Consider the following 25,299-nt stretch of genomic DNA (forward strand, 5'->3'; position numbering starts at 1 on the left):
TTGAACCGAGAAACAACACAAAAAAGTTCTTTAATAAAGAACGGTTTAATCGCAGGTCTGAAAAAAGACCAACTCATAAACTTAAACCACAACTACGGTTGTATAGGTTAAGTTAATAAGGGCGCGTGGTGGATGCCTTGGCACTAGGAGCCGATGAAGGACGTGACTAACTACGATAAGCTTTGGTGAGCGGTAAGTACGCTATGACCCAGAGATTTCCGAATGGGGAAACCCAACTCGAAGAGAGTTGTCATTATCTGAATACATAGGATAATGACGGAACACGCTGTGAACTGAAACATCTCATTAGCAGCAGGAGAAGAAAGAAAAATCGATTCCCTAAGTAGCGGCGAGCGAAAAGGGAAGAGCCCAAACCAGAGTGCTTGCACTCTGGGGTTGTAGGACTGATATATAGGAGTTACAAAAGTGTTTTATAGCAGAACAAGCTGGGAAGCTTGGCTATAGAGGGTGATAGCCCCGTACGCGAAATAAAGCACCCTCCTTTCAGTATCCTGAGTACGGCCGGACACGTGAAATCCGGTCGGAATCTGCGGGGACCATCCCGTAAGGCTAAATACTCCCTAGTGACCGATAGTGAACCAGTACCGTGAGGGAAAGGTGAAAAGCACCCCGGAAGGGGAGTGAAATAGTTCCTGAAACCACGACGCCTACAAGAAGTCAGAGCCCGTTAATGGGTGATGGCGTGCCTTTTGTAGAATGAACCGGCGAGTTACGGTATCGTGCAAGGTTAAGGTGGAAAGACCGGAGCCGCAGCGAAAGCGAGTGTGAATAGCGCGAATAGTACGATGCTGTAGACCCGAAACCAGGTGACCTACCCATGGTCAGGATGAAGGTGAGGTAAAACTTACTGGAGGTCCGAACCGGTGCATGTTAAAAAATGCTCGGATGAACTGTGGGTAGCGGTGAAATTCCAAACGAACTTGGAGATAGCTGGTTCTCTCCGAAATAGCTTTAGGGCTAGCCTCATTATTAGCATACTGGAGGTAGAGCACTGTTAAGCCTAGGGGCCCACCTCGGGTTACCAAAGTTTGATAAACTCCGAATGCCAGATATGTATGAATGGGAGTCAGACGATGAGTGATAAGATCCACCGTCGAAAGGGGAACAGCCCAGATCGCCAGTTAAGGTCCCTAAATATATGTTAAGTGGAAAACGATGTGATAGTGCATAGACAACTAGGATGTTGGCTTAGAAGCAGCCACCATTTAAAGAGTGCGTAATAGCTCACTAGTCGAGTGCCATTGCGCGGAAAATGTACCGGGGCTAAACATATTACCGAAACTGCGGGTGCACGTAAGTGCGCGATAGGAGAGCGTTGTAAGGGCAATGAAGGTAGACCGTGAGGACTGCTGGAGCGCTTACAAGTGAGAATGCCGGTATGAGTAGCGAAAGACAGGTGAGAATCCTGTCCACCGAATGACTAAGGTTTCCTGGGGAAGGCTCGTCCACCCAGGGTTAGTCGGGACCTAAGGCGAGGCTGAGAAGCGTAGTCGATGGATAACAGGTTGAGATTCCTGTACCAGTAGTAATGCGTTTGACCGATGGAGGGACGCAGGAGGCTACCAGATGCGCACTGATGGATATGTGCGTGCAAGCAGTAAGTCTTGTAGAGAGTGAAATGCTTTCTACTATAAGGACAAGCTGTGATGCGGATCGAAATAAAGTAGAGAAGTCTGAGACGTCACACTGCCGAGAAAAGCTTCTAGGAAGTATTACACTGCCCGTACCGCAAACCGACACAGGTAGTCGAGTGGAGAACACTAAGGTGAGCGAGAGAACCCTCGTTAAGGAACTCGGCAAAATGACCCCGTAACTTCGGGAGAAGGGGTGCTCATGGCAACATGAGCCGCAGTGAATAGGCCCAGGCGACTGTTTATCAAAAACACAGGTTTCTGCAAAATCGTAAGATGAAGTATAGGGGCTGACGCCTGCCCGGTGCTGGAAGGTTAAAAGGAGTGCTTAGCTTCGGCGAAGGTACGAATTGAAGCCCCAGTAAACGGCGGCCGTAACTATAACGGTCCTAAGGTAGCGAAATTCCTTGTCGGGTAAGTTCCGACCCGCACGAAAGGCGTAACGATCTGGGCACTGTCTCAACGAGGGACTCGGTGAAATTTAAATACCCGTGAAGATGCGGGTTACCCGCGACAGGACGGAAAGACCCCATGGAGCTTTACTGTAGCTTGATATTGAATGTTTGTGCTGCTTGTACAGAATAGGTAGGAGACGAAGAAGTTTGGACGCCAGTCTAGACGGAGTCGAAATGTGGGATACTACCCTCGTTGTATGAACATTCTAACACTGGTCGCTTATCGCGATCGTGGACAGTGTCTGGCGGGCAGTTTGACTGGGGCGGTCGCCTCCTAAAAGGTAACGGAGGCGCTCAAAGGTTTGCTCAGAATGGTTGGAAATCATTCGTAGCGTGTAAAGGCATAAGCAAGCTTGACTGCGAGAGTTACAACTCGAGCAGGTACGAAAGTAGGACTTAGTGATCCGGTGGTTCCGCATGGAAGGGCCATCGCTCAACGGATAAAAGCTACCCTGGGGATAACAGGCTCATCTCCCCCAAGAGTCCACATCGACGGGGAGGTTTGGCACCTCGATGTCGGCTCATCGCATCCTGGGGCTGTAGTCGGTCCCAAGGGTTGGGCTGTTCGCCCATTAAAGCGGTACGCGAGCTGGGTTCAGAACGTCGTGAGACAGTTCGGTCCCTATCCGTCGCGGGCGCAGGAAATTTGAGAGGAGTTGCCCTTAGTACGAGAGGACCGGGGTGAACAAACCGCTGGTGTACCAGTTGTTCCGCCAGGAGCATCGCTGGGTAGCTATGTTTGGATGAGATAAACGCTGAAAGCATCTAAGTGTGAAACTCGCCTCGAGATGAGATTTCCCATTCTTTATGAAGTAAGACCCCTTAGAGATGATGAGGTAGATAGGCTAGAAGTGGAAGTACAGTGATGTATGTAGCGGACTAGTACTAATAGGTCGAGGACTTAACCAAAGTCTAGTACAGGAATGTACAACAAGCAAGATTATGAGTGGTTCAATTTAAAAGAAGAATTTGATACTATTTAGTTTTGAGTGAATAACTCAAAGGTGTCGTGTCGATAGCATAGAGGACACACCTGTTCCCATTCCGAACACAGAAGTTAAGCTCTATCACGCCGAAAGTAGTTGCCGGATCGCTGGCTGCGAGGATAGGAAGATGCGATGCCGTACATAGGAAGTGCTCTGAGAAGAGTGCTTTTGCTTTATATAAAGAGAGAGAACGGAAGATTTCGGAGAGGTGTCCGAGTCTGGCCGAAGGAGCATGGTTGGAAACCATGTAAGCAAGGAATTGTTTCGAGGGTTCGAATCCCTTCCTCTCCATATGGACGCTTAGCTCAGCTGGGAGAGCACCTGCCTTACAAGCAGGGGGTCACAGGTTCGATCCCTGTAGCGTCCATTGACGAAAGTCAAAACCGGCACGTCGGGATAAAGCGATGCCGACTTAGCTCAGTTGGTAGAGCACCGCTCTTGTAAAGCGGGGGTCGAAGGTTCGAGTCCTTTAGTCGGCATGTTCATGCGGAAGTAGTTCAGTGGTAGAACATCACCTTGCCATGGTGGGGGTCGCGGGTTCGAATCCCGTCTTCCGCTTCTATGCCGGCGTGGCGGAATAGGCAGACGCACAGGACTTAAAATCCTGCGATAGAAATATCGTACCGGTTCGATCCCGGTCGCCGGCATATATGCACCTATAGCGCAATTGGATAGAGCGTCTGACTACGAATCAGGAGGTTGCAGGTTCGACTCCTGCTAGGTGCATAGAGGTTGAAGGAATTCAAACTCTTTTTTTAAGTTTAAAGGGGCAGAAGCTCTCGTAGAACTTTTCGGGACGTAGCTCAGCTTGGTAGAGCACCTGGTTTGGGACCAGGGGGTCGCAGGTTCGAATCCTGTCGTCCCGATTGACAAACCAAAATTTGTCAAAGACGATCGCGGTGTAGCTCAGCTGGCTAGAGCGTCCGGTTCATACCCGGGAGGTCGAGGGTTCGATCCCCCCTGCCGCGATAGGCTCGAAAAAAGGACCTTTAGCTCAGTTGGTTAGAGCAGACGGCTCATAACCGTCCGGTCGTTGGTTCGAGTCCAACAAGGTCCATGCAGGACAAGAAAAAGCAACAGATGATGGAGAATTACCCAAGTCTGGCTGAAGGGAACGGTCTTGAAAACCGTCAGGTCGAGAAATCGGCGCGTGGGTTCGAATCCCACATTCTCCTTAGGTAGAGATACCAAACATAATATTATCGCGGGATGGAGCAGTCTGGTAGCTCGTCGGGCCCATAACCCGAAGGTCGTAGGTTCAAATCCTGCTCCCGCAATTGGTCGCATGGTCTAGTTGGTTAGGACGCCTGCCTGTCACGCAGGAGATCGCGGGTTCGAGCCCCGCTGTGACCGTTTAGTATGAAAGTGCTAAGATGGCTCTGTAGCTCAGTTGGTAGAGCATACGATTGAAGCTCGTAGTGTCGGCGGTTCGATTCCGTCCAGCGCCATGGATACCAGAGGTATCAGACAGAAAGCTTTGCGAATGTAGTTCAATGGTAGAATTCCAGCCTTCCAAGCTGGCTATGCGGGTTCGATTCCCGTCATTCGCTTTATGTTTAGGAATAGACATAAGAGGGGCCTGTAGCTCAGTTGGTTAGAGCACTGTGTTGATAACGCAGGGGTCACAGGTTCGAGTCCTGTCAGGCCCATCAATAAGAGAGGTAGCGTAAAGCTGCCTCTTTTTTCTTGCGGAAAATGACTGATAATAACTGTCATATATTTCTGAAAGTTTCATTCAGTTGAATTTGTCCTTAAATTTCACTAAGTTTATGGACGTATTAAAAAATTATTAGTCGTCTAACGTAAGATATGCTTGTATTTTATGAGATGATTAAAATTTTTTTGCGTACTTTGTGAAAAAGTGGTATTCTTAATGCAACTGTTTTCGTTTACAATGTTTTCATGCAAGCGTACGGTGTCAAATTGAACGGAGTTTTGTAACATGGACGGCGCTAAGACCGTTCTACGTTTATCACCGTCACCAACCTAGCTGTCTTGCTGGGTTTGAACTGTCGCAATGATAAACAAAGGAACGGGAAATGGAAGAGAAGTTATTTAATAAAGGGTTTATAGCAGTTACGAGCATTAATTTTATTGTCTATCTTGTATATTACTTAATGATGGTCATTATTGCGGTGATTGCACATGAAGAACTACATGCATCGTTTGGCCAGGCGGGCGTGGCATCGGGGATATATATTATTGGAACGTTGGTGGCGCGACTCATTGTCGGCAAAGAGTTAGAGTTAGTCGGTCGTCGCCAAATTGCGCGCTGGGGGGCTGTCTTTTATCTCGTGACAACAATTGCCTACTTATTTGTGCCTAATATCTTGGTGCTGGATACGGTGCGTTTGTTGAACGGTTTTGCTTACGGGATGACTTCAACGGCCCTGAATGCCATTGTCACGGATTTTATTCCAGATAATCGACGTGGTGAGGGGATTAATTACTACGGCTTGAGCACAAGTTTGGCAGCAGCTATTGGCCCATTTGTTGGCTTAATGTTGTTGAATGCGACGAGTTTTCACTTTATTGTGCTGTTGTCAGTTGCCTTAATTGCTGCCGCAATGGTTGCGTTATTTATGATTAAAATTACGAATGTGACGCTTACTGATGCGCATCGTCAAGCATTAAAATCATGGCAAATCTCAAGTTTTGTTGAGTATAAAGTTGGCTTAATTGCCTTAATTGGATTTTTGATGGGGCTATCATATTCCAGTGTTTTAGCCTTTTTGGCCTCGTATGCAGAGAGTTTGAATCTAGTCGCCGTTAGTTCCTTCTTCTTTGTTGTCTATGCCGGCATTGTCACGATCACACGGCCGATGTCTGGGCGGATTTTTGATCGGTTTGGTGAAAATATGGTCATGTATCCGAGTTATATTTTCTTAACGATTGGCCTGATTATTTTAGGCTTAACCCATGATGGCGTGACGTTACTACTATCTGGAGCATTTATTGGCCTTGGCTACGGCACATTTATGTCAAATGGTCAGGCAGTGACGTTGAAGTTAGTTTCGGCGCGTCGGATTGGGATTGCTTTATCGACTTACTTTATCGGCTTAGATTTGGGCTTGGGTGTCGGGCCTTATGCCTTTGGGGCCTTACATGCGTATGTGCCATTTAGAGACTTGTATTTCATTGCGGCAATTATACCGCTTATTTCGGCCATTCTGTATTACCTCTTTTACCGACCTGCGAAACGGCAAATAGCAGCAGACGGTTTAGTGAATTAACGTAAAAAAGCACTGTTTCACGTGAAACAGTGCTTTTTTTATAGGTGCCAATCATCAAGTGAGGCGACTTCATAGGTTGGTTTTTGTGTGACTTGCGCAATTTGTTCAGGGGTTGAAACACCTGAATAGACCAGCAACGTATCAATCCCATTATTGATCCCCGCAAGAATATCTGTTTGATAATTATCGCCGACCATCAGGACGTCTTGCGGTGCCACACCCAGCCGTTGGCAGGCGCCAGTCATAATGGGTGCTTCGGGCTTGGCAATAATAATGGGCGCGGTTTGGGTTGCTGTTTGTAGCGCGCTCACCAATGTGCCGGCACCAGGTAGCATACCGGCTTCAGTTGGTAAATTGGTATCACAATTAGTGGCAATAAACAGTGCACCAGTTTGAATGGCCAAAGTGGCTTGAACCAATTTGTCATAAGTGAATTGGCGATCTAAGCCCATGACGACAACATCCGCCTGATGATCAGCCACAAGTGTGTAACCGGCGGACTGGATGGCTGTTTGCAAACCAGCTTCGCCGATGACCAAAATTTTAGCTTGATCAGGTACATGGGTCTTGAGATAATCCGCCGTTGCCATTGCACTAGTATAGACTTGATCTGGTGTTGTCACAATCCCATGATTTTGAGTGAGGTTGTTGGCAACCGCTTCAGGCGTTTTAGTTGAGTTATTTGTGACGAAGAGGTAAGGAATCTGTTGCGCACGTAACCGGTCAATGAAACGTTTGCCTGACGAATATTGTCTTGTACCTTGATAAATGGTCCCATCTAAATCAATAAAATAAGCCTGATATTGTCTCATCTGCTTTAATCTCCATTTAATTTCTAATAGTTATATTATATACATCAACAAGTGTTGATATCAAACAACGAATCAACGGACGCTCTCTCTCCAATCTCAATCTCCCTAAAAAATAAAATCTCCTAAAATATTTTATAAAAATGTCCGCCCGCAAGCAGTTGCGGGTTTTCGTTGCTTATAGGGATATTTTTACCGAGAGGTGGCGTGGATTGTTTTGATATCAGCAGCTTTTTTTGGGGGCATTATGACTAAGAAATATCGGACACCGCCTTTTTTAACGCCGGCGGCAATTGTGTCACTGATTATTGCGATTAGTGCGGGGAATCTTGCTGTCAATGTTGCAACTGGTACCAAAGAGGGTGGCCAAGTTGCACCACGACAAACAAGTGTGGTGTCATCGGTGACGAGTTCATCTCATGTGACTGAATCGGTTCCTAGCAGTACGTCATCATCGTCAACTAACGTGATATCCTCTTCGGCTGTGACGTCGTCGTTGCCAGCATCATCCTCATCATCGTCGCAACAAGCTGACGTTTCGGCAAATAGTACGCCGGCTTCGTCGTCAGCTGTCAGCAGTTCAACGTCTCAGGTACCAGCAGACAAAGCGGTGAGTGCAACGATTCCTGAGACAACGCCGACAGGAGGTGGACAATAAGTGTTTACGTTACTTGATTTAGTGAATAGCTATTTGGGCTATTTTTCAACGAATTCTAAAACAAAAAATCGGATTTATACGGCTGTTAGTGCTATCGGCGTCTGGTATGTGTTATATATTGCCTATCGTTTTTTGGCCAATGGGCGTTGGCTACGCGGGGCAATGATTGCCATTGTTTTTGTTATCTTGGCTTATTTTGTCGTTTTAAATATTATTTACTATTTTACAAATACTGTGGTCAAATGGGATATTTCGCCAAAAATTGAGAAAGTGTTAGGCGGCCCGCAGCTGGAGGAAGAGAAAGCGGCTGTGCATGAAGTCATTGTACCCGCTAATGGGCTGTATCAACGACAACATGTGATGCTGGGTGAAGTGACGGTCAATGCCACGCAGCAAGACAATATCACGCAATTAGCCACGGCGTTGATGCAACTCGGGCTGATGAAACAAGATTATGGCCATCTTGGTGAACAGGCACAACGGCAAATTATTTTACAGCACGATGTGATTTTTGCGAATCACCCAGGCACGCTTTTACCCTATTTTGATATGGTTGAAGTCGGTGGTGACATCAAAATTATGGGGGGCATTAACCAATTACAAGCGCGTGAACTTGGCACACTGGTCATGGTTGGTATGACACCTACACATCAGGCCATGATGACCTATCGATTAGCGCTGTCATCCGTTGTGATCACTGGTGGCATGGGACATGTTGCGACGCGCACGGCGTTGCTCGCTGTCCAACAACCATACAAGATTCAGGTTGAAGTAGCCTACGAAAAAAAGAATTGATTTACACCAATTCTTTTTTCATGTTGATATGTAAAATGTCTGCCTCGTAGAATTCATCGCCAAAAGCTTGGAAACCTAAGTTTTCGTAGAAGCCTTTTGCTTGAACTTGTGCCCCTAGTTCAAGGGCTTGGATATGGTAACCTGGGGCTAATTTTTCAATGTAGGCGAATAATTGGCGTCCGATGCCTTGACCGCGCATTGGATAAAGGGTTGCGACGCGTTGGATATGCCAAACCCCAGGTTGCTCTTCAAAAACGCGGGCCGTACCAGCCAATTTACCGTCAACATAAGCCACAATGTGTAAGGCCGTTGCTTCAACTGTTGGGTTGTCTAGCTCAAGTTGCATTGGGACGCCTTGTTCGGCAACAAAAACGGTTGTGCGAATGGTCAGGGCGTCGTCATGGATGGGACCTAGCCCAATTTGATGTTTGATTTCTATTGTCATACGAGTATTATAACAAGTTTTAACGCAAGGTGTATCGCTTTATTGGTATAATGGAGATTATGAAAAATCGTGTAAAAAAAAGCTTGAAACAGTTCTGGCAGACGACATTAGCGCCAAAAAATTGGCTGCGACAACTCAATACGCGACGCGGATTTTTTGCTTGGGTCCTGACGCTGTTTACCTTAAAGACTATTTTAGCCTACGGTGTTGACTTTGAATGGTTACATGTCCAAGATCCGTTACAGGTGTTGTTAATGTCAGTGAATCCAATTGGGTTTACGATGATTTTATTCAGTTTGACGTTATTTATTAAACCCAAGCAGCTCTATTACGGCACGCTGTTAATTTTAGATACGGTCTTAACGCTATTGCTGTATCTGAATGTGGTGTATTTTCGAGAATTCTCGGATTTCATGTCCATCAATACTATGCTCGGCTATAGTACGGTCAACCAAGGTGGCAAAGCAGCGGGTGCGATTGCCTTTGGCTTCCATGATATCTTATTTTGGTTAGATATTTTGGTGTTGCTTGGCTTAATATTGGCACGGAAAATCAAGTTGGATCCACGACCATTACCGCGTTTTCAACCCTTTAAATGGCTAACAGTTGGGGTGTTTGTGCTCATGGCCAATTTGTTTTTATCCGATATTGATCGGCCACAACTGTTAACCCGCCAATTTGATCGGGAGTACATGGTTAAATATCTAGGTCTAGGACCGTTTACGATTTATGATGCCATTAATACTTATCAAACGAGTCAAGTGCGCAAAAGTGCCACACCGTCCGAATTTACACAAGTTAAAAATTATGTAAATAAACACTATGCGGCCCTCAATCCGCAATTCTTTGGGCGTGCCAAAGGCAAAAACGTGATTGTCATTCACTTGGAAAGTTTCCAGCAAATGTCAATTGATCGAAAGATTAACGGGCAAGAAGTGACGCCGTTTTTGAATAGTCTGTATCACAGTCAAAGTACCTTGGCCTTTGATAATTTCTTTAACGAAGTGGGGCAGGGTAAGACCTCCGATGCGGAAAATATGCTGGAGACATCGACGTTTGGGTTGCCGCAAGGGTCATTGTTCTCAAAGCTCGGCAATGACCAAACGTTCCAAGCGATGCCAGCAATTTTGAATCAGCGGGCGAATTATTCAAGCGCAGTCTTCCACGGTAACATTGGGACTTTCTGGAACCGTAACAATGTTTACAAGCATATGGGTTATCAAAACTGGGTCTCTGGTGACTATTTTGATTTGACGGGACAAAAGGCCACGACCTGGGGTCTGAAAGATAAACTGTTGTTCCAAGAGTCGATTCCTTATTTGGAACAGTTACAGCAACCATTTTATGCGAAATACCTCACTGTGACGAACCACACGCCGTTCACGTTAGATAAAGAAGATCAAGATCCTAACTTTATCACGACCAATAGTGGGTCTAAAATTGTCGATAACTACTTTATCACGAATCACTATTTAGACCAATCAGTGAAAGAATTCTTTGACTATCTGAAAAAGTCAGGCCTGTATGACAATACTGCGGTTGTTTTGTATGGGGATCATTATGGTATCTCAAACACGGATGCGAAATATTTAGCGCCAATTTTAGGCAAAGATGAAAGCCAATGGAGTGACTTGGACAACGCGAACTTACAGCGTGTGCCATTTATGATCCATGTGCCAGGCATGACGGATGGTTATATTGATCATACCTTTGGTGGTGAAATCGATGTGGCGCCAACGCTTGAGCATTTACTCGGCATTACGACGCAGCGTTATATTCAATTTGGCCAAGACTTATTGAGTAAACAGCATGAACAAATTGTGGCGTTTAGAAACAAAGATTGGATCACGCCACAGTATGCGAGTCTTTCTGGACGTTATTGGAATGTGCAGACTAACCAAATGATTACAGAACTAGCGCCAGAATTGCAGAAAACGTTAGACGGTATTCAAGCAGCGGTTAACGAAAAATTAGATATGTCAGATAGTCTTAACCAGAAGAACCTGCTGCGCTTCTACACGCCAGAAGGCTTTAAGCCAGTTGATGCGAACAAGTTTGACTATAGTAAGCGTGCGACAATCAAACGTCTACAAGAACAAAACAAGACATTAGGCAAAGCTTCAAAGAGTCTATTTGCCAAAAATGGTAATAAATCAACTTTGAGTCAGTATGTGACGGATGCGCCAGAAATCCACGATGAAAAAACGGATTCAACGCGTTTGATGCCACGAAATGCTGATGACTGGAGTCAAAGTGAATAATCACGAACAAAAAAGCCACGGATTGCGATACGATAACGCAACGGGCTTTTTTTGATACAATAGAAATGATGTTAATTGGGAGGCATAGGATGAAGATTTTAATTGGTTTAGAAAATATTGGTTTGGGTGGCATGAAGCGGGCAACAACCGTTGTGGGGAATGCCTTAGCAGCAACCCATGATGTCACCTATTACAGTTTTTCTGATATGCCACCTTTTTATACGTTGGCGGCGCCGTTATTAGTGAGTGAGACACCGGTAACCCTAGATAATGATGCGCAACCTTTTGAACGTTTTGCGCAACAAATTCGTGAATTTGAAGCGGTTGCGCGCCAGTTTGATGTTGTGATTTTGGCAGGGGGCTTATTATCGAGCTTTGCGGCACAATTAACGTTGCCTAATACCCAATTGATTGGCTGGATGCACAATAATGTGACAACCTATCAAACGCAATATTACGCGGCGATGCAGGATGAATTTAATGCAGGATTACGGGCTTTGGATGTGATTGTGGCGTTAACGGATTCTGATTTAGCAGGTTTTTCTGCTTATAACCGGACAGTCAAAATTTGGAATCCCTTGACGATTACGCCCAGTGGGCAAGCTGATCTAAATCAGAAAGTGATCGCTTTCACGGCAAGAATTGCGATTCAGCATAAGGGGATTGATTTTGCGGTGAAACTCGCTGACAAATTACCAGCCGATTGGCAGTTAGCGATTGCTGGTGGTGGCTCAGCCGAGGATATGGCAACATTTGAAGCGCTGATTGATCAACATCAAGTCGCAGATAAAATCATTTATCGTGGACCATTGAAAGATGATGCCTTGCGCGAACACTATCGGCAAGCAAGTTTGTTTGTTCAGACGTCACGCTGGGAAGGCCTGCCATTGGTATTGGCCGAAGCAATGAGCTTTGGTTTACCAATTGCAGCGATGCGTAATACAGGTTCTGCGGAAGTGTTAGCCGAAGGGGAACATGGGATTTTGACCCCTAATGCTGATGTGGATGCATTATATACTGCGATTGAACCCTTATTACAAGATGTGGACCAACGTGCAGCCTATGCCCAAAAAAGTTTACAACGGGTTGAAGACTTTAAAATTGCGCCAATTTTGGCGCAGTGGGAAGCCGTCTTTCAGCAAAAAATTTGACAACTAAGTTGACAAGAATATAATACTCTTAGAGGCAAATATCATGACTGAAGAATCTCATGCGAAGCATATCGGGAAATTTAAGAAACCAACCTTTGATAATTTACAGTTTCGAATTGGTGAACTGGCACGGATGACGGGCGTATCAACGCGCCAATTGCGTTACTGGGAAAAGCAAGGCTATGTATCAGCCATTGCGCGTGACGATGAGCAAGAGTCACGACTATATGGTTTTCCAGCTTACGTCAAGGTGACGATCATCAAGCAACACTTAGATGATGGCGAGTCGTTGCATGAGGCCGTACGGGCCGCTAATGAACAAATTGAAAATGTTGGTGTGATTCAACATATTATGAAAAAAGCTTTCCAAGGATTAGAGACGCACCAAGGAAAATATATGGTCAATCTGGGCTTTTTTGATGCCGAGGAAACGCAATTATTATATGTATCATTAGATGATAGTGGGAAAGTTGTCTATCATCTGGTCGCAGCTGACAAAGCAGCGCAACAAACGGACAATCAGGCATGACAACTTGGATTTATCAACTAACAGTCCCAACGGTACGCGTTGGACAGTCAGTAAAAGACACTTTAAAAGCTTGGTTGATCCCGCAACGGTTACGTGGGGCTTTGCGGCAAAAGCAGCATATTCACGTCAATGGGCAAGCGGTGTCCACTAACTATGTGTTTCAAGCAGAGGATCAACTGGAATTAATATTTGATGCGATAGATTTTCGGACCAGCGAATCGCATTATACCCCGAATGCCCAAGCAACGGTACCGATTATTTTTGAAAATGATGATTTCGTCGTGGTCGATAAGCCAGCCGGCATGAAAATGCATCCACATGCACCGCATGAAGCGGATACGCTGCTGAATTATTTGGCCGCAGACTTCCAAGCACGTCATCTCATGAGTGCGGGCCAACCGGCACGACCTTATATGGTGCATCGGATTGATCGTGATACATCGGGTGCCGTGATTGTGGCGAAAAATCCTGTGGTCGTGCCCATTCTCAATCGATTACTCGCGCAAAAAGCGATTAAACGAACGTATTTGGCTTGGGTGCAGGGTGCAGTTGCCAATCCAGCGGGTGAAATCACAACACCGATCGGCATTGATCCACACGATGAACGCCGACGGGTCATCAATGGCATCGCGGCCCAACCCGCTAGAACCTATTGGGCACTAAGCCATACTGTTTATCAAAATTCATTGCTACGGGTGCAATTGGATACTGGGCGGATGCACCAAATACGGGTTCATCTGGCAAGCATTGGTCATCCCATTATTGGGGATCCGCTTTATCAGCCAGAAACATCCGCGACGCGCATGCTGTTACATGCAGCAACTATCACTGTGCCATTACCTTTTGATGGTGGCACAACAACGATTAGCGGGGCCATCCCGACAGATTTCCCGAGACAATTAAGAACAATATAAAAAGCAGCGCATCAAGCGCTGCTTTTTATATTGTTGATTTAAGCGGCTGCGTCAACATCTTTGTTGAGGTAGTTAGCGGCAAAGGCTGCTAATACACCACCAAGCAAATCAGCGACAACATAGACCCAAACGTGACCAAGCGCGTTACCCTTCACAAAGATAACGGGTGACAAAGCACGTGCTGGGTTAAGGGCACCACCAGTAATTGGCAATGCGACAATAATGAAGGCTGCCAACAAGATACCAATCACAAGGGGTGCTGGTACGCTAGCTGACTTTGTGACAATCAAAATCACAAGGACGAATAAGAAAGTCAAAACTAATTCGAACATGAAGGCTGTCAAGGCTTGACCATTGGCAAAGTTTGTTTGTCCCAAACCAGCAATGTCAACGAATTGTTGCACAGTCATCTTTTGACCTGACAATGCTTGCGTCACAGTAGCTGACTTCAAGTAGGCTGAGATACCACCGTAAACGGCAAGTGAAGCAACCAAAGCCCCAAGCAATTGCGCAATGACATAACCAACAAATTCAAGCCATGAGAGACGCTTTTGAATGGCCATTGCTAATGAAACGGCTGGGTTAAAGTGGGCACCTGAAATTTGTGCAAAGGCATAAATACCACCAGTTAGTGCCAAGCCAAAGGCTAGGGCAATGGTGAGTGGTGATGGTGCTGTAGCAGCTGAATAAACAATGCTACCAGTTCCAACGGCCACTAGGATAAATGTGCCGAGGAATTCTGCGATGTACTTACGCATGTGTGGTTCTCCTTAATTTTAGATGAAAAATTATCAACACATTCTATTATACACTTTTAGATTAAATTACACTTAAATAAGGCCGTAAAATCAGCAAAGTATTAAATGTCAGCAGAGGTAGTAGTTTTTTATAACAGCCTGTGATAGAATATATTTTGTTGAAAGCGTTTACAATAACATAAAAAGCACTTACACCCTTGTAATGAGTATACAGAAAACCAACTGAAAACAGGTTGCGGTTATTCAAAATAAGTTCTGGCACAGTGTTGAACATAGAATGGAGAAAGCATTATGATGTCTTTCGTTGTCTTGGCCCTTGGAATTTTATTCCTTTTGTTACTCATTATTAAGTTTAAAATCAATACGTTTATTGCGTTGATTTTAACGGCGAGTGTTGTTGGCTTGGGATTGGGGATGAAACTCCAACAGATTCCCGTGTCAATTCAAAATGGGATTGGCTCATCTTTAGGTGAGTTGGCGATTGTTTTTGGATTTGGTGCTATTTTAGGCCGTTTGGTCGCTGATGCGGGTGGGGCTTATCGGATTGCCCATACGTTAATTGACAAATTTGGTAAGCAACGTGTCCAACTGGCCATCATGGTTGCGGCCTTTATTATTGGGATTGCGCTCTTCTTTGAAGTTGGGATGGTCTTGTTGATTCCCATCGTCTTTGCGATTGCGCTGGAAGCCGCCGTACCCTTGCTTTATCTTGGTATTCCCATGGCAGCAGCTTTGTCAGTCACCCATGGTTTCTTGCCACCGCATCCAGCCCCAACGGCGATTTCTGGTGCGTTGGGTGCCAACCCTGGAACGGTATTGGTTTATGGCTTAATTGTTGCGGTACCAGCGGCGATTATCGCTGGGCCCTTGTTTACTAAGTTGGCCCAAAAATTTGCGCCAGATGCCTTTGTGATTAAGCGACAATTGACTGCTTTTGGTAAAGAAAAGCAATTTGTATTGTCAGAAACACCCAGCTTTGGTATTTCTGTGTTGACATCATTGTTCCCGGTTTTGTTAATGGGAATCACAACAACGTACACAATTATTTACAATGATGGGCAACCTTTTAAAAACCCAACGGGGATGGCAGCATTTATCACCATGATTGGTAATCCGGTCGCAGCGATGATTATCTCTTTGGTGTTTGCGATGTGGGCAATGGGTTGGCATCAAGGGCGTAAAACACCAGATATGATGGCTACCGTTGAAGAAGCCATCAAATCCATTGCAATGTTACTTTTGATTATTGGTGGTGGCGCAGCCTTTAAACAGATTTTGATTGATGGCGGTATTTCTGGTCAAATTTCACAATTGTTTATCCATTCAGCTATCTCACCATTGCTGTTAGCTTGGATTATTACTGTGATTCTGCGTGTCGCGTTAGGCTCAGCAACGGTTGCTGCCTTGACCGCAGCTGGTTTAGTTCAGCCCTTGATGGTTGCCTCGCATGTGAACCCAGCCTTAATGGTTTTGGTGATTGGGGCAGGGTCATTAGCCGCTTCGCACGTGAATGATGCCGGCTTCTGGATGTTTAAAGAGTACTTTGATTTGAACGTGAAGCAAACACTCTTGATTTGGACAGTGTTGGAAACAATCATTGCCGTTGTGGGACTTGTGATGGTCTTGATTATGAGCCTATTTGTTTAAATTATATTGGCTAACTGGTCTTAAAGCAGGTGCTTTAAGGCTTTTTATGTGGCTAATAATGCTATAATGATGGCAAATAACAGCGATTGGAGGCTGGTGCATTGATTGACAAAAATAGGGACCAGCATTGTTTAGTAGACGGTGCGGCAACAGCATTTGTGGACGGTGTTTTACTGCCTGAATTAGAGCCGACTTTACGGCGGGCCATTCAACAAGACTTTCCTGAGCATCAGGGTGATGCGTTTATTTGTTTGGCCCATTTATTACCATATCGTTTGGCCCGCATTAATGCCATACGGTTGGCGGATCAACAGATGAATCGTCAGATGAAACACAAGCTGACCCATATTTTGACGGATAAAAATTTTAAAGTCATTAATGTTAAGAAGCACCAGCGCGAGACCTATACGTTTGGGCAGCGGGTGGCCGATAAGGTTGCAAAATTTGGTGGTAGTTGGGGCTTTATTATCATGGCGATTATCACCATGGTTGTCTGGATTGCGGTGAACGGCTGGCACGTGTTCCACGCAAATTTTGATCCCTATCCCTTTATTTTATTGAATCTCTTTTTGAGTATGACGGCGGCTTTACAAGCACCGTTAATTTTAATGAGTCAAAACCGGTCGTCAGATTATGACCGACTACATGCAGATAACGATTTTCATGTGAATTTGAAAACCGAAGAAGAAATGCGGGTGTTACATGCCAAGATTGATCGTTTAATTCAAACGGATTATCCAGATATGCTAGAAGTTCAGGCATTACAAACCAAAATGTTAGGTGAAATGCAACAACAACTCAGTGCCTTAAATGCGCAACAAAAAAACAGCAACCCATAGGGTTGCTGTTTTTTTAAGCTTTGAGCGTCATCGCGTTTAAAGCGACAATAACCGTTGATAGCGACATTAAAATCGCACCGATCATTGGGTTTAACATGATACCAAAGGTTGCCAGTGCCCCAGCAGCCAGTGGTAAGGCGATGATGTTATAACCAGCCCCCCACCAAAGGTTTTCAATTTGCTTGCGATCTGCGCGCTTAGCAAGCTTAAGAAAATCAATAATAGTTGGGAGTTGATTAGCAATTAAGACGGTGTCCGCCGCTGCTTGCGCCACTTGTGTTCCAGCGCCAATGGCAACTGACAGATCCGCTTGGGCTAACGCCGGCGCGTCGTTAATCCCATCACCAATCATCATAACCTGACCTTGTTTTTGATAATCTTTGACAAGGGCAATTTTTTCTTGTGGTGATACTTGGGCGTGGATTTCGGTAATACCCAGTTGATCCGCAACAGCTTGGGCCACTTGGGCATTATCACCGGTCACCAGAATTGGAATGAGATGTTGTGCCTTCAGATAGTTAATAAATGTTGGCGTAGTGGCCTTAATTTCATCACCTTGGGCGACGGCCGCCACGACGTGATCATGTTGGAGCAAATAAGAAATTGTGCCATCAGCAACCAACGGCGTGTAATGGATATGATGATCCTTCAAATACCGTTCTGAAACGAGTAGGTAATGTTTGTCATTCACCATCCCAGCAATACCGTAGCCCGCCATGTTTTCAACATCAGTGGCTGATAATACTGGTGCTTGTTGTTGCTTAGCATAGCTGACAATCCCTTGGGCTAGTGGATGCGTTGATTGGGCATCAAGCGCTGCCATGATGCCCAAGGCTTCTTTTTGATCAAAGTTATCGGTCACAACTTGCATAACTTTGAATTGACCGGTGGTTAACGTACCAGTTTTATCCATCAAGACATAAGTCAAGTGGTTAGCTGAACTCAGTGCTTTGTGGTTCTTAATTAAAATCCCTTGCGTGGCGGCAATGGCTTTAGTCCGTTGAATAACGAGTGGCACCGCTAAGCCAAGCGCGTGTGGGCAGGCAATGACTAATACAGTCACGGCAATATTAATGGCAAAGCCCAAACCGTGTAGTGGTGTCCAAATCATTAAGCTTAGACCAGCAATTAAGAGGGCGACCCAAAAGAGATAACTGGCCACTTGATCAGCAATCGTTTCAACACGTGACTTGGCACTTTGTGAGGCGGCTAATGTTGACTGGAGCTTACCAATAAATGATTGGGCGCCAACATGGGTCACTTTCACTAACAGGGTACCGTTACCGTTGATGGTGCCACCAACAACTGAGACGCCAGGCTTTTTATCAATTAAACGGCTTTCACCAGTCATGAGAGATTCATCGACTTGACTTTCGCCCGATAAAATAACCCCGTCGGCAGGGAAAGCTTCACCGGCTAAGACTTGCACGACCATGTCTGGCTTCAATGCTGAAACCGGCATGTCCATAAAGTGATCCCCGTGCTGCACGTGTGCGGTGTTGGGCAATAGGGCGCGCAACTTGGCAGTGGCATCACCAGCTTCCATCGTAGCCGCCATTTCAATGCGGTGACCCAACAACATAATGACGGTCAGGGTTGCAAATTCCCAGAAAAAGTCCATTACATGGGCCGTTGGCCAAAAAGTGTTGACCACTAAGGCATAAATCGAGTACCAAAATGTCACGAGCAGACTGAGACTCACCAAACTCATCATTGCTGGTCTTTTAGCTTTTAACTCGGCTTTAGCCCCAACAAAAAAGGGCTTTGTGCCGACAATATATAAGATCGTGGCTAAAATAGCCGTGACCCAAGTATCACCTGGGAATTGCAAGGTGAAGGGGAAAGTCATGCCCATCAGTGGTGTAATGATAATAATGGGTACCATCAACGCCAAAGACCACCAAAAGCGGCGGGCCATATCGGTCATATCCATATGCGCCATGCCAGGATCATCTGACATGTGCATATGATGATGCGCCATGGTCATCATGGGTCATCGCCATTTCATGGTGTTCGTGATGCATATTGTGACCAGACATCGCTGTATGGTCTTGATGTTGGTGATGTTCATGGTCGTGTTGATGTTCATGTTCATCTCTCATGGGGTGTCTTCTCCTCTTCTTGATGTGGTAAGCAATCACAAGCAATGTGGTCGGGTGCTTGGGTATATTTATCCTGTAAGACGGCCTGCAATCGCGTGATGTCGTCTTGAGACAGAGGCGTGGTGGCCAACACATCGGCCAAGGCGTGACCAACGCACATGGCGCACATGGCCTGGATGGTCCGCTGCAAAGTTGCCGTCATGGCCTCGTGTTCCGCAACCGTTGGCAGATACAAGCGGTCGCGACTGGCGCCATTATCGGTTAAATAACCTTTGGCTTGTAAGCGCGAAATGAGCGTTTTGATCGTCGAAGGCGACCAATCCGTTTTCTGTGCCATTATTCGAATGATTTGGCGGCTGGTCGCTTCTCCTAACGTCCAAATCACGCGCATAATTTCCCATTCACTTGTTGTCATTGTTTGTGTTTGTTTGATCATACTGTTAGTCTACAACTGTAAATTAAAAAATGCAAGGTTATTTTAAGCCTGCGTGGTATGATAGATAGTGATTAAAGAGGTTTAAAACATGGAAAATTGGTTGGTGAAACGCGCCCGGTTAACCCCAAACCGCGTGGCCGTTTCGGCTGGACAACAACACTTAACATTTCAAGAAGTGGCCCAAACGGCACAAAAAATCGCAGGTCAGATCGCCGCATTAGGGGATGACAATTCACGCGTGGCCGTGATCATGACCAATAGTCTACAAGGTTATTTGGTTATTATGGGCCTGCAACAATTGGGCAAAACCATTGTTTTTATTAATCGGCGCTTGTCTGTTGCTGAAATTAACTACCAATTGGCGGATGCCGGTGTCTCGTTATTATTGACCGATGACGCCTACACAGCTGAATTAGCCGTAGCCCAACAAGTTAAATTTTCGCAATTGCCAGCCGGCAAACCGGTGACACCAGTTGCTGAGTATCTTGACGAATTTGTGACGAGCGTGATGTACACGTCGGGCACGACGCGCCAGCCAAAAGGCGTGATGCAGACGTATTATAATCATTGGATGTCAGCGATGGGCAGTGCGCTTAATCTGGGGCTCACCAGTCAGGATGCTTGGTTGGCCGTGGTGCCAATTTTCCATATTAGTGGGTTTGCCATTTTGATGCGGAGTTTAATTTATGGGATGCGGGTAGTATTGGTTGAGAAATTTGATCCGCATCACATTAATGACTTACTGATTCATGATACAATTACCACAATGTCGGCCGTCCCCGTGATGCTTAAACAATTACTGGCGGATTTACCAGCTGGCGTGACGTACAATCCGCACTTTAGAACGCTACTGCTTGGTGGCGGGCCAACCGATGCGGCCACATTGCAACAAGCAGCGGCGCATCAACTTCCTATTATTCAATCCTATGGTATGACGGAAACGGCGTCACAAGTAGTGGCGTTGGATGCGGCCGATGCCCAAGTAAAATTAGGGTCAGTCGGGAAGCCGTTATTTCCCGTGTCGTTGAGTATTCGTGATGCAACGGGGAAACCAGTAGCGCCAGGCACGTCTGGGGCTGTTTGGCTCAAATCACCAACGCTAACTCCAGGCTATTTAAACCAACCTGAACTGTTGGCTAAAAATATGCAGGCAGGCTGGTTTAACACTGAGGATTTTGGGTATCTTGATGCTGACGGCTTTTTGTATATTCAAGGGCGCGAGGGCGATATGATTAGTTCTGGTGGGGAAAATATTTTCCCCGATGAAGTTGAAGCTGCCTATGCAACCATGCCAGACCTGCAGAAAATGGTTGTCGTGGGTGTGCCTGATGAAAAATGGGGGGCAGTGCCGGTCGCTGTTGTGATGGGAACGGACTTATCTGCGGCCGCAATGCGGCGTTTTGGTCGCGAACAGTTGGCCCATTATAAGGTGCCGCAACGTTTTTACCAAGCCAATACTTGGCATGTTACGGCGAGTGGCAAGGTACAACGACGTTTGTTCGCAGCGGAACTCGAGACATTAACAGCGTTACAATAAAAGAGGAGTAGGCGTGAGTAATACAGCTCGCGGATAAAAACTGATGACACAATCACCAAAAAATACTGATGTGCGGGCACTTTTTAATACGATTGCCCCTGAATACGACAAGATGAATAATATCATCTCACTCGGCACGCATAAGTTGTGGCGCCAAAAGGTGATGGCACGGATGACCTTTCCAGAAGGTGCCAACATTATTGATTTAGCGACTGGAACTGCTGACTGGGCGTTAGCTTTGGCGGAAAAAAGTGATTCAACTGCCCATGTGACAGGCCTTGATTTTAGTGAGGAAATGTTGGCCGTTGGGCAAAAGAAAGTCGACGTCAGCGATTATTTTGATAAAATCACGTTAGTGCAAGGGGATGCAATGGCCTTGCCGTTTGACGATGATACGTTTGATATTGTGACGATTGGCTTTGGTCTACGCAACTTGCCCGATCCAGTACTGGGTTTGCAGGAAATGTATCGTGTCCTTAAGCCAGGGGGGCAATTGGTGATTTTAGAAACGTCACAACCGGATAACCCATTGGTGAAGCCGTTCTGGCAATTGTATTTTGGACAAGTGATGCCAATGTTTGGGAAGTTATTTGCTAAAGGGAAGTATCAAGAGTATAAGTACCTGGATGAGACCACTGAACAGTTCATGGATTATCGCACGTTAGGGCAACGATTATTACAGGTGGGATTTGAAAAGGTGACGATTTCACGCTTCAACCTTGGCGCTGCTGCTGCGCATTATGCCGTGAAATAAGTATGAGCCGTGTGGGCTAGTTTTGTGACTAGTCTGCATGGCTTTTTTAGTTGTTGAGGGCTGTACGGATACGAGTCACTGCTTTTTATTACAAAAATAATTACACAATATTATTGATAATATTTTAAAAGAGCGTAAAATATTAACTGAAAATATGGCATATTATGGAAATTTATTGTTATTTATATGGGAAATTATTGCTATTTATGATGAATGATTACAATTTTGCGTGATATGTCACAAACTAAAAACAGAAAAATGTATCGAGAGTTGAGGGTAAAACTATGAAGAACTTAGTGACTAAAATCGCTTTACCTGGCGCAATCCTAGCATTTGCTATGGTTTTGTTTGGGGGAACAGCGTACGCTTATGAAAATTTTAAGCTGTGGCAAAATTCCACAGGAAAGCAGCATAGGAGTGAGATTCAGAACAGTATTGACGAGTTAGCAAGACGAATAAAAGTGTTGAAAGAACAAAGAGCTAGCCTTGAGAATGTTTTACAAGAGAAATTACAAACTTCTGATGTGGTTCAAGTCAAGCAAAAAATTGAAGCAAAAGATAGCGAGATTCAACGACTGAATGATGAGCTTAAAAGTAAGGGAAAAATGATTGACATATCAACGGCAGAGAACGACCACAATGCAGAAATAAATGCGGCAGAGACTGCTCTTATACTAAAAAAATGGACTATTTTTATTCAGTCCGTAAAATGAAAGTATAGGAGTATTTTTATGTCAATTCGTTATTCACAAGATTTCAAAGATTCACTGGTTAAACTTCACCAAGAAGGCCGTTCACTCAAATCATTAGCAGAAGAATTTGGACCATCAAAAGATTCTATTGCTATTTGGGTTAAACAAGCTACCCCAATCATGATCAAGGGTCAGTCAAAGACTTTAAAAGACGTTAAGCAACTAGAGAAGCGCCTCGCTATTTTGGAGGAAGAAAACGAAATTTTATCACGCATAGCCTGACAGGCATTGAGCGGCCATCTTACTAGCCAAAAAATAGTCCGTAATGTGGGATTGCCGCTAGTTAATCAATTTTTAGCACAAGGCTACGCGCTTGTGCGTATTTTAAGTGCACTTAAAATCAAACCTAGTACCTATTACAACTGGCGCCATTGGCAGCCCAGTCGACAAGAAAAGCGTAGAGAATCCCTAAAACCTTATATTTTAGACGTTTGGAAAACCTTTAAATTTTATGGCTATCGTCGTATTGCTGCTTATAGTCAACTAAACAATGACTGTCCAAAAATATCTGAATATATGACACTCAAATTAATGCGTGAATTAGGGATTAGATCACGCATGCAAAAACGTTATCGCAAACCCAAAACTGTTGTGACGGTTGATCAAAAACCCAATCTGATTAGACATTTGCATGATTTAAGCGGTGTTTGGCAAACAGATATCACTTATATTCAGTTGACTAATCACAGATGGGTCTATTTAGCGACCGTTTTGGATCCTGAGAAGAGAAAAGTATTGGGCTCTAAAATTGGCGATACAATGACAGCCGAGCTAGCCACAAGTGCCTTACAGATGGCGTTAGATAAGCATCGAAAGCCACTCATTATTCATTCAGATATGGGGTCACAATACACGAGTGCTGAGTTTAATATTAAATGTCAAAATTATGGCTTGAAACATTCTTATTCACTCAAAGGCCATCCGTACGATAATGGCCGTATGGAAGCGTTTCATTCAATATTGAAGCGTGAAGAGGTTTATTTGAAGGCATACCAAACATTAACTGAAGTCCAAGCAGCCATTGGTTGGTATATCAATTTTTATAATAGTAATCGTATCTCAAATGTTGCTTAATTAACTGAATAAAAATAGTCCAATTTATTGACTTCTGAGCACGACTGCGTGCCACTATAAGATAATGGCTAAATTACTATTATTTTAATTTAAAGAGACTGAGCTACTAGCTCAGTCTCTTTTTGTTCATCTAGGTGTTAAACTAGCATACTTTGATAATCGTTTAGAAAAATAATACAATCAATATGAGAGTATATTTTGCAAAAGAAAAAGCACATGATTTAAACCATGTGCTTTCTAATATAAGTTAATTCTGTACTGCTCCACCTGGATTCGAACCAGGGACCTGCGCATTAACAGTGCGTTATTCTACCGCTGAACTATGGAGCAATTTGTTGTTTACTCAACTATTTAAGTATAACAACATGAGAATTAATTGTCAACAACTAAATTTTATCAAGTTGAATTTTAATGTTATCCAACGTTTCCAAAAGTTGAGCGGTGGGAATTGTCAACGGTGGTAGCAGGCGTAATGTATTGTGGCCAGCAGATAAAACAATGATGTGATCTTGCAAAAGATCAGCAACGACTTGGTCGACGGGTATAGTGAGTGACATACCAGCCATCATGCCCAAACCGCGGACGTCATCAACAACGCTCAATGCTTTAAGTTCAGCTAACTTATCCCAAAATAAAGCGATTTTCTCTGGCAATGTTGGGAGTACTTCATCTAAGACAGTCAGGGTCGCTTGTGCAGCGGACATGACTAAGGGATTGCCGCCAAAAGTGGAACCGTGGGTACCATAGGCCAAGGCTTCGGCATAGTCGTTTTTCGCTAACATGGCACCGACCGGAATACCGTTAGCCAACCCTTTGGCGGTGGTAAAAATATCTGGCGTGAAACCATATTGTTCAAAAGCAAATCTTGTGCCAGTCCGGCCCATGCCTGTCTGGACTTCATCAACCAGTAACAAAATGCCATTTGTTTTCGCCAAATTAACTAACTCAGCGACAAAGGCTGGATCAGCGGGGAAAACACCACCTTCACCTTGAACGAGTTCTAACATAATGGCCGCCGTATCGTCGGTGATCAGTGCTTTGACGCTGGTAATATCGTTGAATTTCGCGTAAGTAAAGCCGGTCAGCATGGGTAGGCCAGCATGAATACTGTCCTGTCCGGTGGCTGACATCGCCGCATAGGTACGACCGTGAAACGAGTTGGTAAACGAGATAATCGTTGATTTACCGGTTACCAGACGTGCGAGTTTAATCGCCGCTTCATTGGCTTCGGCACCAGAATTGGCAAAATAAGTCGTGTAATCATTGCCACCGAGTTGTTGGGCAACGGCCTCTTGCAAAGGATTTTGGTATAAATTGGGCAGATGCCACATTTTCTCAGCCTGCTGGGTCAGCGCGGCCACGACTTTGGGGTGGGTTGCGCCGATGTTGTAGACACCGATCCCACTGGTTAAGTCACTATAGGCTTGGCCTTGGTCGTCAAACCAAGTCGCATTTTGCGCTTGGGTAAAAGTCACGGGTGCACGGTGATAATTAGGAAAGAGGGTCATAAGG

Annotated in this window: 19 protein-coding genes, 16 tRNA genes, 2 rRNA genes and 1 pseudogene; 31 read left to right on the forward strand and 7 right to left on the reverse strand. The window is 45.0% G+C overall.

Annotated elements, in window-relative coordinates; genetic code table 11:
• Positions 1 to 105 precede the first annotated feature (105 nt).
• The 18 genes from A9176_RS02655 to A9176_RS02740 all read left to right on the forward strand — a co-directional run bounded on the left by A9176_RS02655 (position 106) and on the right by A9176_RS02740 (position 6,326).
• Positions 106 to 3,016 (forward strand): 23S ribosomal RNA (locus tag A9176_RS02655).
• Positions 3,017 to 3,112: 96 nt separating this feature from the next.
• Positions 3,113 to 3,229: ribosomal RNA gene (rrf, locus tag A9176_RS02660) — 5S ribosomal RNA — on the forward strand.
• 66 nt (positions 3,230 to 3,295) lie between these two features.
• Positions 3,296 to 3,384 (forward strand) — tRNA-Ser (locus A9176_RS02665).
• Positions 3,385 to 3,387: 3 nt separating this feature from the next.
• Positions 3,388 to 3,460 (forward strand) — tRNA-Val (locus A9176_RS02670).
• A 39-nt stretch (positions 3,461 to 3,499) separates the two neighbouring features.
• Positions 3,500 to 3,572: transfer RNA gene (locus tag A9176_RS02675), tRNA-Thr, on the forward strand.
• 7 nt (positions 3,573 to 3,579) lie between these two features.
• A tRNA-Gly gene (locus tag A9176_RS02680) sits at positions 3,580 to 3,651 on the forward strand.
• 5 nt (positions 3,652 to 3,656) lie between these two features.
• Positions 3,657 to 3,740: transfer RNA gene (locus tag A9176_RS02685), tRNA-Leu, on the forward strand.
• 5 nt (positions 3,741 to 3,745) lie between these two features.
• Positions 3,746 to 3,819: transfer RNA gene (locus A9176_RS02690), tRNA-Arg, on the forward strand.
• Between the two features lie 66 nt (positions 3,820 to 3,885).
• Positions 3,886 to 3,959: transfer RNA gene (locus tag A9176_RS02695), tRNA-Pro, on the forward strand.
• Between the two features lie 29 nt (positions 3,960 to 3,988).
• Positions 3,989 to 4,062: transfer RNA gene (locus A9176_RS02700), tRNA-Met, on the forward strand.
• Between the two features lie 14 nt (positions 4,063 to 4,076).
• Positions 4,077 to 4,150, forward strand: a tRNA-Ile gene (locus A9176_RS02705).
• 28 nt (positions 4,151 to 4,178) lie between these two features.
• Positions 4,179 to 4,268 (forward strand) — tRNA-Ser (locus tag A9176_RS02710).
• Positions 4,269 to 4,296: 28 nt separating this feature from the next.
• A tRNA-Met gene (locus A9176_RS02715) sits at positions 4,297 to 4,370 on the forward strand.
• 2 nt (positions 4,371 to 4,372) lie between these two features.
• Positions 4,373 to 4,446: transfer RNA gene (locus A9176_RS02720), tRNA-Asp, on the forward strand.
• 22 nt (positions 4,447 to 4,468) lie between these two features.
• Positions 4,469 to 4,541 (forward strand) — tRNA-Phe (locus A9176_RS02725).
• A gap of 31 nt (positions 4,542 to 4,572) precedes the next feature.
• Positions 4,573 to 4,643: transfer RNA gene (locus tag A9176_RS02730), tRNA-Gly, on the forward strand.
• 25 nt (positions 4,644 to 4,668) lie between these two features.
• Positions 4,669 to 4,742, forward strand: a tRNA-Ile gene (locus tag A9176_RS02735).
• A gap of 390 nt (positions 4,743 to 5,132) precedes the next feature.
• The gene (locus A9176_RS02740; RefSeq protein WP_077282073.1) at positions 5,133 to 6,326 is read left to right on the forward strand and encodes an MFS transporter; all 1,194 of its coding nucleotides are present in this window, start codon (positions 5,133 to 5,135) and stop codon (positions 6,324 to 6,326) included.
• Between the two features lie 38 nt (positions 6,327 to 6,364).
• Here A9176_RS02740 and A9176_RS02745 read toward each other — a convergent pair whose 3' ends face one another.
• Positions 6,365 to 7,138, reverse strand: coding sequence for a TIGR01457 family HAD-type hydrolase (locus A9176_RS02745; protein WP_077282074.1), 774 nt, complete (start codon positions 7,136 to 7,138; stop codon positions 6,365 to 6,367).
• Between the two features lie 244 nt (positions 7,139 to 7,382).
• On the opposite strand from A9176_RS02745, the gene A9176_RS08710 reads away from it, so the two are divergent.
• The gene (locus tag A9176_RS08710; protein WP_051660673.1) at positions 7,383 to 7,793 is read left to right on the forward strand and encodes a hypothetical protein; all 411 of its coding nucleotides are present in this window, start codon (positions 7,383 to 7,385) and stop codon (positions 7,791 to 7,793) included.
• Positions 7,794 to 8,588, forward strand: a complete 795-nt coding sequence (locus tag A9176_RS02750) for a DUF6681 family protein (protein ID WP_077282075.1) — start codon at positions 7,794 to 7,796, stop codon at positions 8,586 to 8,588.
• A gap of 1 nt (position 8,589) precedes the next feature.
• Here the strand turns inward: A9176_RS02750 and A9176_RS02755 are convergent, their stop codons facing one another.
• Positions 8,590 to 9,033 (reverse strand): GNAT family N-acetyltransferase, encoded by a 444-nt coding sequence (locus A9176_RS02755; RefSeq protein WP_077282076.1) that lies wholly within the window; start codon positions 9,031 to 9,033, stop codon positions 8,590 to 8,592.
• A gap of 59 nt (positions 9,034 to 9,092) precedes the next feature.
• On the opposite strand from A9176_RS02755, the gene A9176_RS02760 reads away from it, so the two are divergent.
• From A9176_RS02760 to A9176_RS02775, 4 genes are all read left to right on the forward strand, one after another.
• A complete protein-coding gene (locus A9176_RS02760; protein WP_431739658.1) occupies positions 9,093 to 11,294 on the forward strand; it encodes an LTA synthase family protein in 2,202 nt (733 codons plus the stop codon).
• Between the two features lie 89 nt (positions 11,295 to 11,383).
• Positions 11,384 to 12,445 carry a glycosyltransferase gene (locus A9176_RS02765; protein WP_077282078.1) on the forward strand — a complete coding sequence of 354 codons (1,062 nt, stop codon included), beginning with the start codon at positions 11,384 to 11,386 and terminating at the stop codon, positions 12,443 to 12,445.
• A gap of 43 nt (positions 12,446 to 12,488) precedes the next feature.
• Entirely contained in the window at positions 12,489 to 12,974 is a 486-nt protein-coding gene (locus A9176_RS02770) for a MerR family transcriptional regulator (protein WP_048700245.1), read from the forward strand.
• A complete protein-coding gene (locus A9176_RS02775; protein ID WP_077282079.1) occupies positions 12,971 to 13,888 on the forward strand; it encodes an RluA family pseudouridine synthase in 918 nt (305 codons plus the stop codon). The genes A9176_RS02770 and A9176_RS02775 overlap by 4 nt, the downstream gene beginning before the upstream one ends.
• 38 nt (positions 13,889 to 13,926) lie before the next feature.
• Here the strand turns inward: A9176_RS02775 and A9176_RS02780 are convergent, their stop codons facing one another.
• Positions 13,927 to 14,646: an MIP/aquaporin family protein gene (locus A9176_RS02780; RefSeq protein ID WP_029510047.1), complete on the reverse strand. Its 720-nt coding sequence runs from the start codon at positions 14,644 to 14,646 to the stop codon at positions 13,927 to 13,929.
• Between the two features lie 291 nt (positions 14,647 to 14,937).
• On the opposite strand from A9176_RS02780, the gene A9176_RS02785 reads away from it, so the two are divergent.
• On the forward strand, positions 14,938 to 16,293 hold the full coding sequence (locus tag A9176_RS02785) for a gluconate:H+ symporter (RefSeq protein ID WP_048700237.1): 1,356 nt from the start codon (positions 14,938 to 14,940) through the stop codon (positions 16,291 to 16,293).
• A gap of 101 nt (positions 16,294 to 16,394) precedes the next feature.
• Positions 16,395 to 17,132, forward strand: a complete 738-nt coding sequence (locus A9176_RS02790) for a DUF1003 domain-containing protein (protein WP_077282080.1) — start codon at positions 16,395 to 16,397, stop codon at positions 17,130 to 17,132.
• Between the two features lie 13 nt (positions 17,133 to 17,145).
• Here A9176_RS02790 and A9176_RS02795 read toward each other — a convergent pair.
• Positions 17,146 to 19,156: pseudogene (locus A9176_RS02795) on the reverse strand (heavy metal translocating P-type ATPase).
• 67 nt (positions 19,157 to 19,223) lie between these two features.
• Positions 19,224 to 19,670, reverse strand: a complete 447-nt coding sequence (locus A9176_RS02800) for a CopY/TcrY family copper transport repressor (RefSeq protein ID WP_077282081.1) — start codon at positions 19,668 to 19,670, stop codon at positions 19,224 to 19,226.
• Positions 19,671 to 19,758: 88 nt separating this feature from the next.
• Here A9176_RS02800 and A9176_RS02805 point away from each other — a divergent pair, with 88 nt between their 5' ends.
• The 5 genes from A9176_RS02805 to A9176_RS02825 all read left to right on the forward strand — a co-directional run bounded on the left by A9176_RS02805 (position 19,759) and on the right by A9176_RS02825 (position 23,787).
• A complete protein-coding gene (locus A9176_RS02805) occupies positions 19,759 to 21,207 on the forward strand; it encodes an o-succinylbenzoate--CoA ligase (protein WP_077282082.1) in 1,449 nt (482 codons plus the stop codon).
• Between the two features lie 43 nt (positions 21,208 to 21,250).
• Complete coding sequence (ubiE, locus tag A9176_RS02810; RefSeq protein ID WP_077282083.1) at positions 21,251 to 21,961, forward strand: bifunctional demethylmenaquinone methyltransferase/2-methoxy-6-polyprenyl-1,4-benzoquinol methylase UbiE; 711 nt, start codon at positions 21,251 to 21,253, stop codon at positions 21,959 to 21,961.
• A 284-nt stretch (positions 21,962 to 22,245) separates the two neighbouring features.
• Positions 22,246 to 22,674, forward strand: coding sequence for a hypothetical protein (locus tag A9176_RS02815; protein WP_077282084.1), 429 nt, complete (start codon positions 22,246 to 22,248; stop codon positions 22,672 to 22,674).
• A gap of 18 nt (positions 22,675 to 22,692) precedes the next feature.
• The gene (locus tag A9176_RS02820) at positions 22,693 to 22,935 is read left to right on the forward strand and encodes a transposase (protein ID WP_004912700.1); all 243 of its coding nucleotides are present in this window, start codon (positions 22,693 to 22,695) and stop codon (positions 22,933 to 22,935) included.
• A gap of 45 nt (positions 22,936 to 22,980) precedes the next feature.
• Positions 22,981 to 23,787 (forward strand): IS3 family transposase, encoded by an 807-nt coding sequence (locus A9176_RS02825; RefSeq protein WP_198150936.1) that lies wholly within the window; start codon positions 22,981 to 22,983, stop codon positions 23,785 to 23,787.
• A gap of 258 nt (positions 23,788 to 24,045) precedes the next feature.
• Here the strand turns inward: A9176_RS02825 and A9176_RS02830 are convergent.
• A tRNA-Asn gene (locus A9176_RS02830) sits at positions 24,046 to 24,117 on the reverse strand.
• 56 nt (positions 24,118 to 24,173) lie between these two features.
• Positions 24,174 to 25,295 (reverse strand): acetylornithine transaminase, encoded by a 1,122-nt coding sequence (locus A9176_RS02835; protein WP_077282086.1) that lies wholly within the window; start codon positions 25,293 to 25,295, stop codon positions 24,174 to 24,176.
• Positions 25,296 to 25,299: the final 4 nt, after the last annotated feature.

The organism is Leuconostoc garlicum (genome assembly GCF_001998805.1).
Classification (GTDB): domain Bacteria; phylum Bacillota; class Bacilli; order Lactobacillales; family Lactobacillaceae; genus Leuconostoc; species Leuconostoc lactis.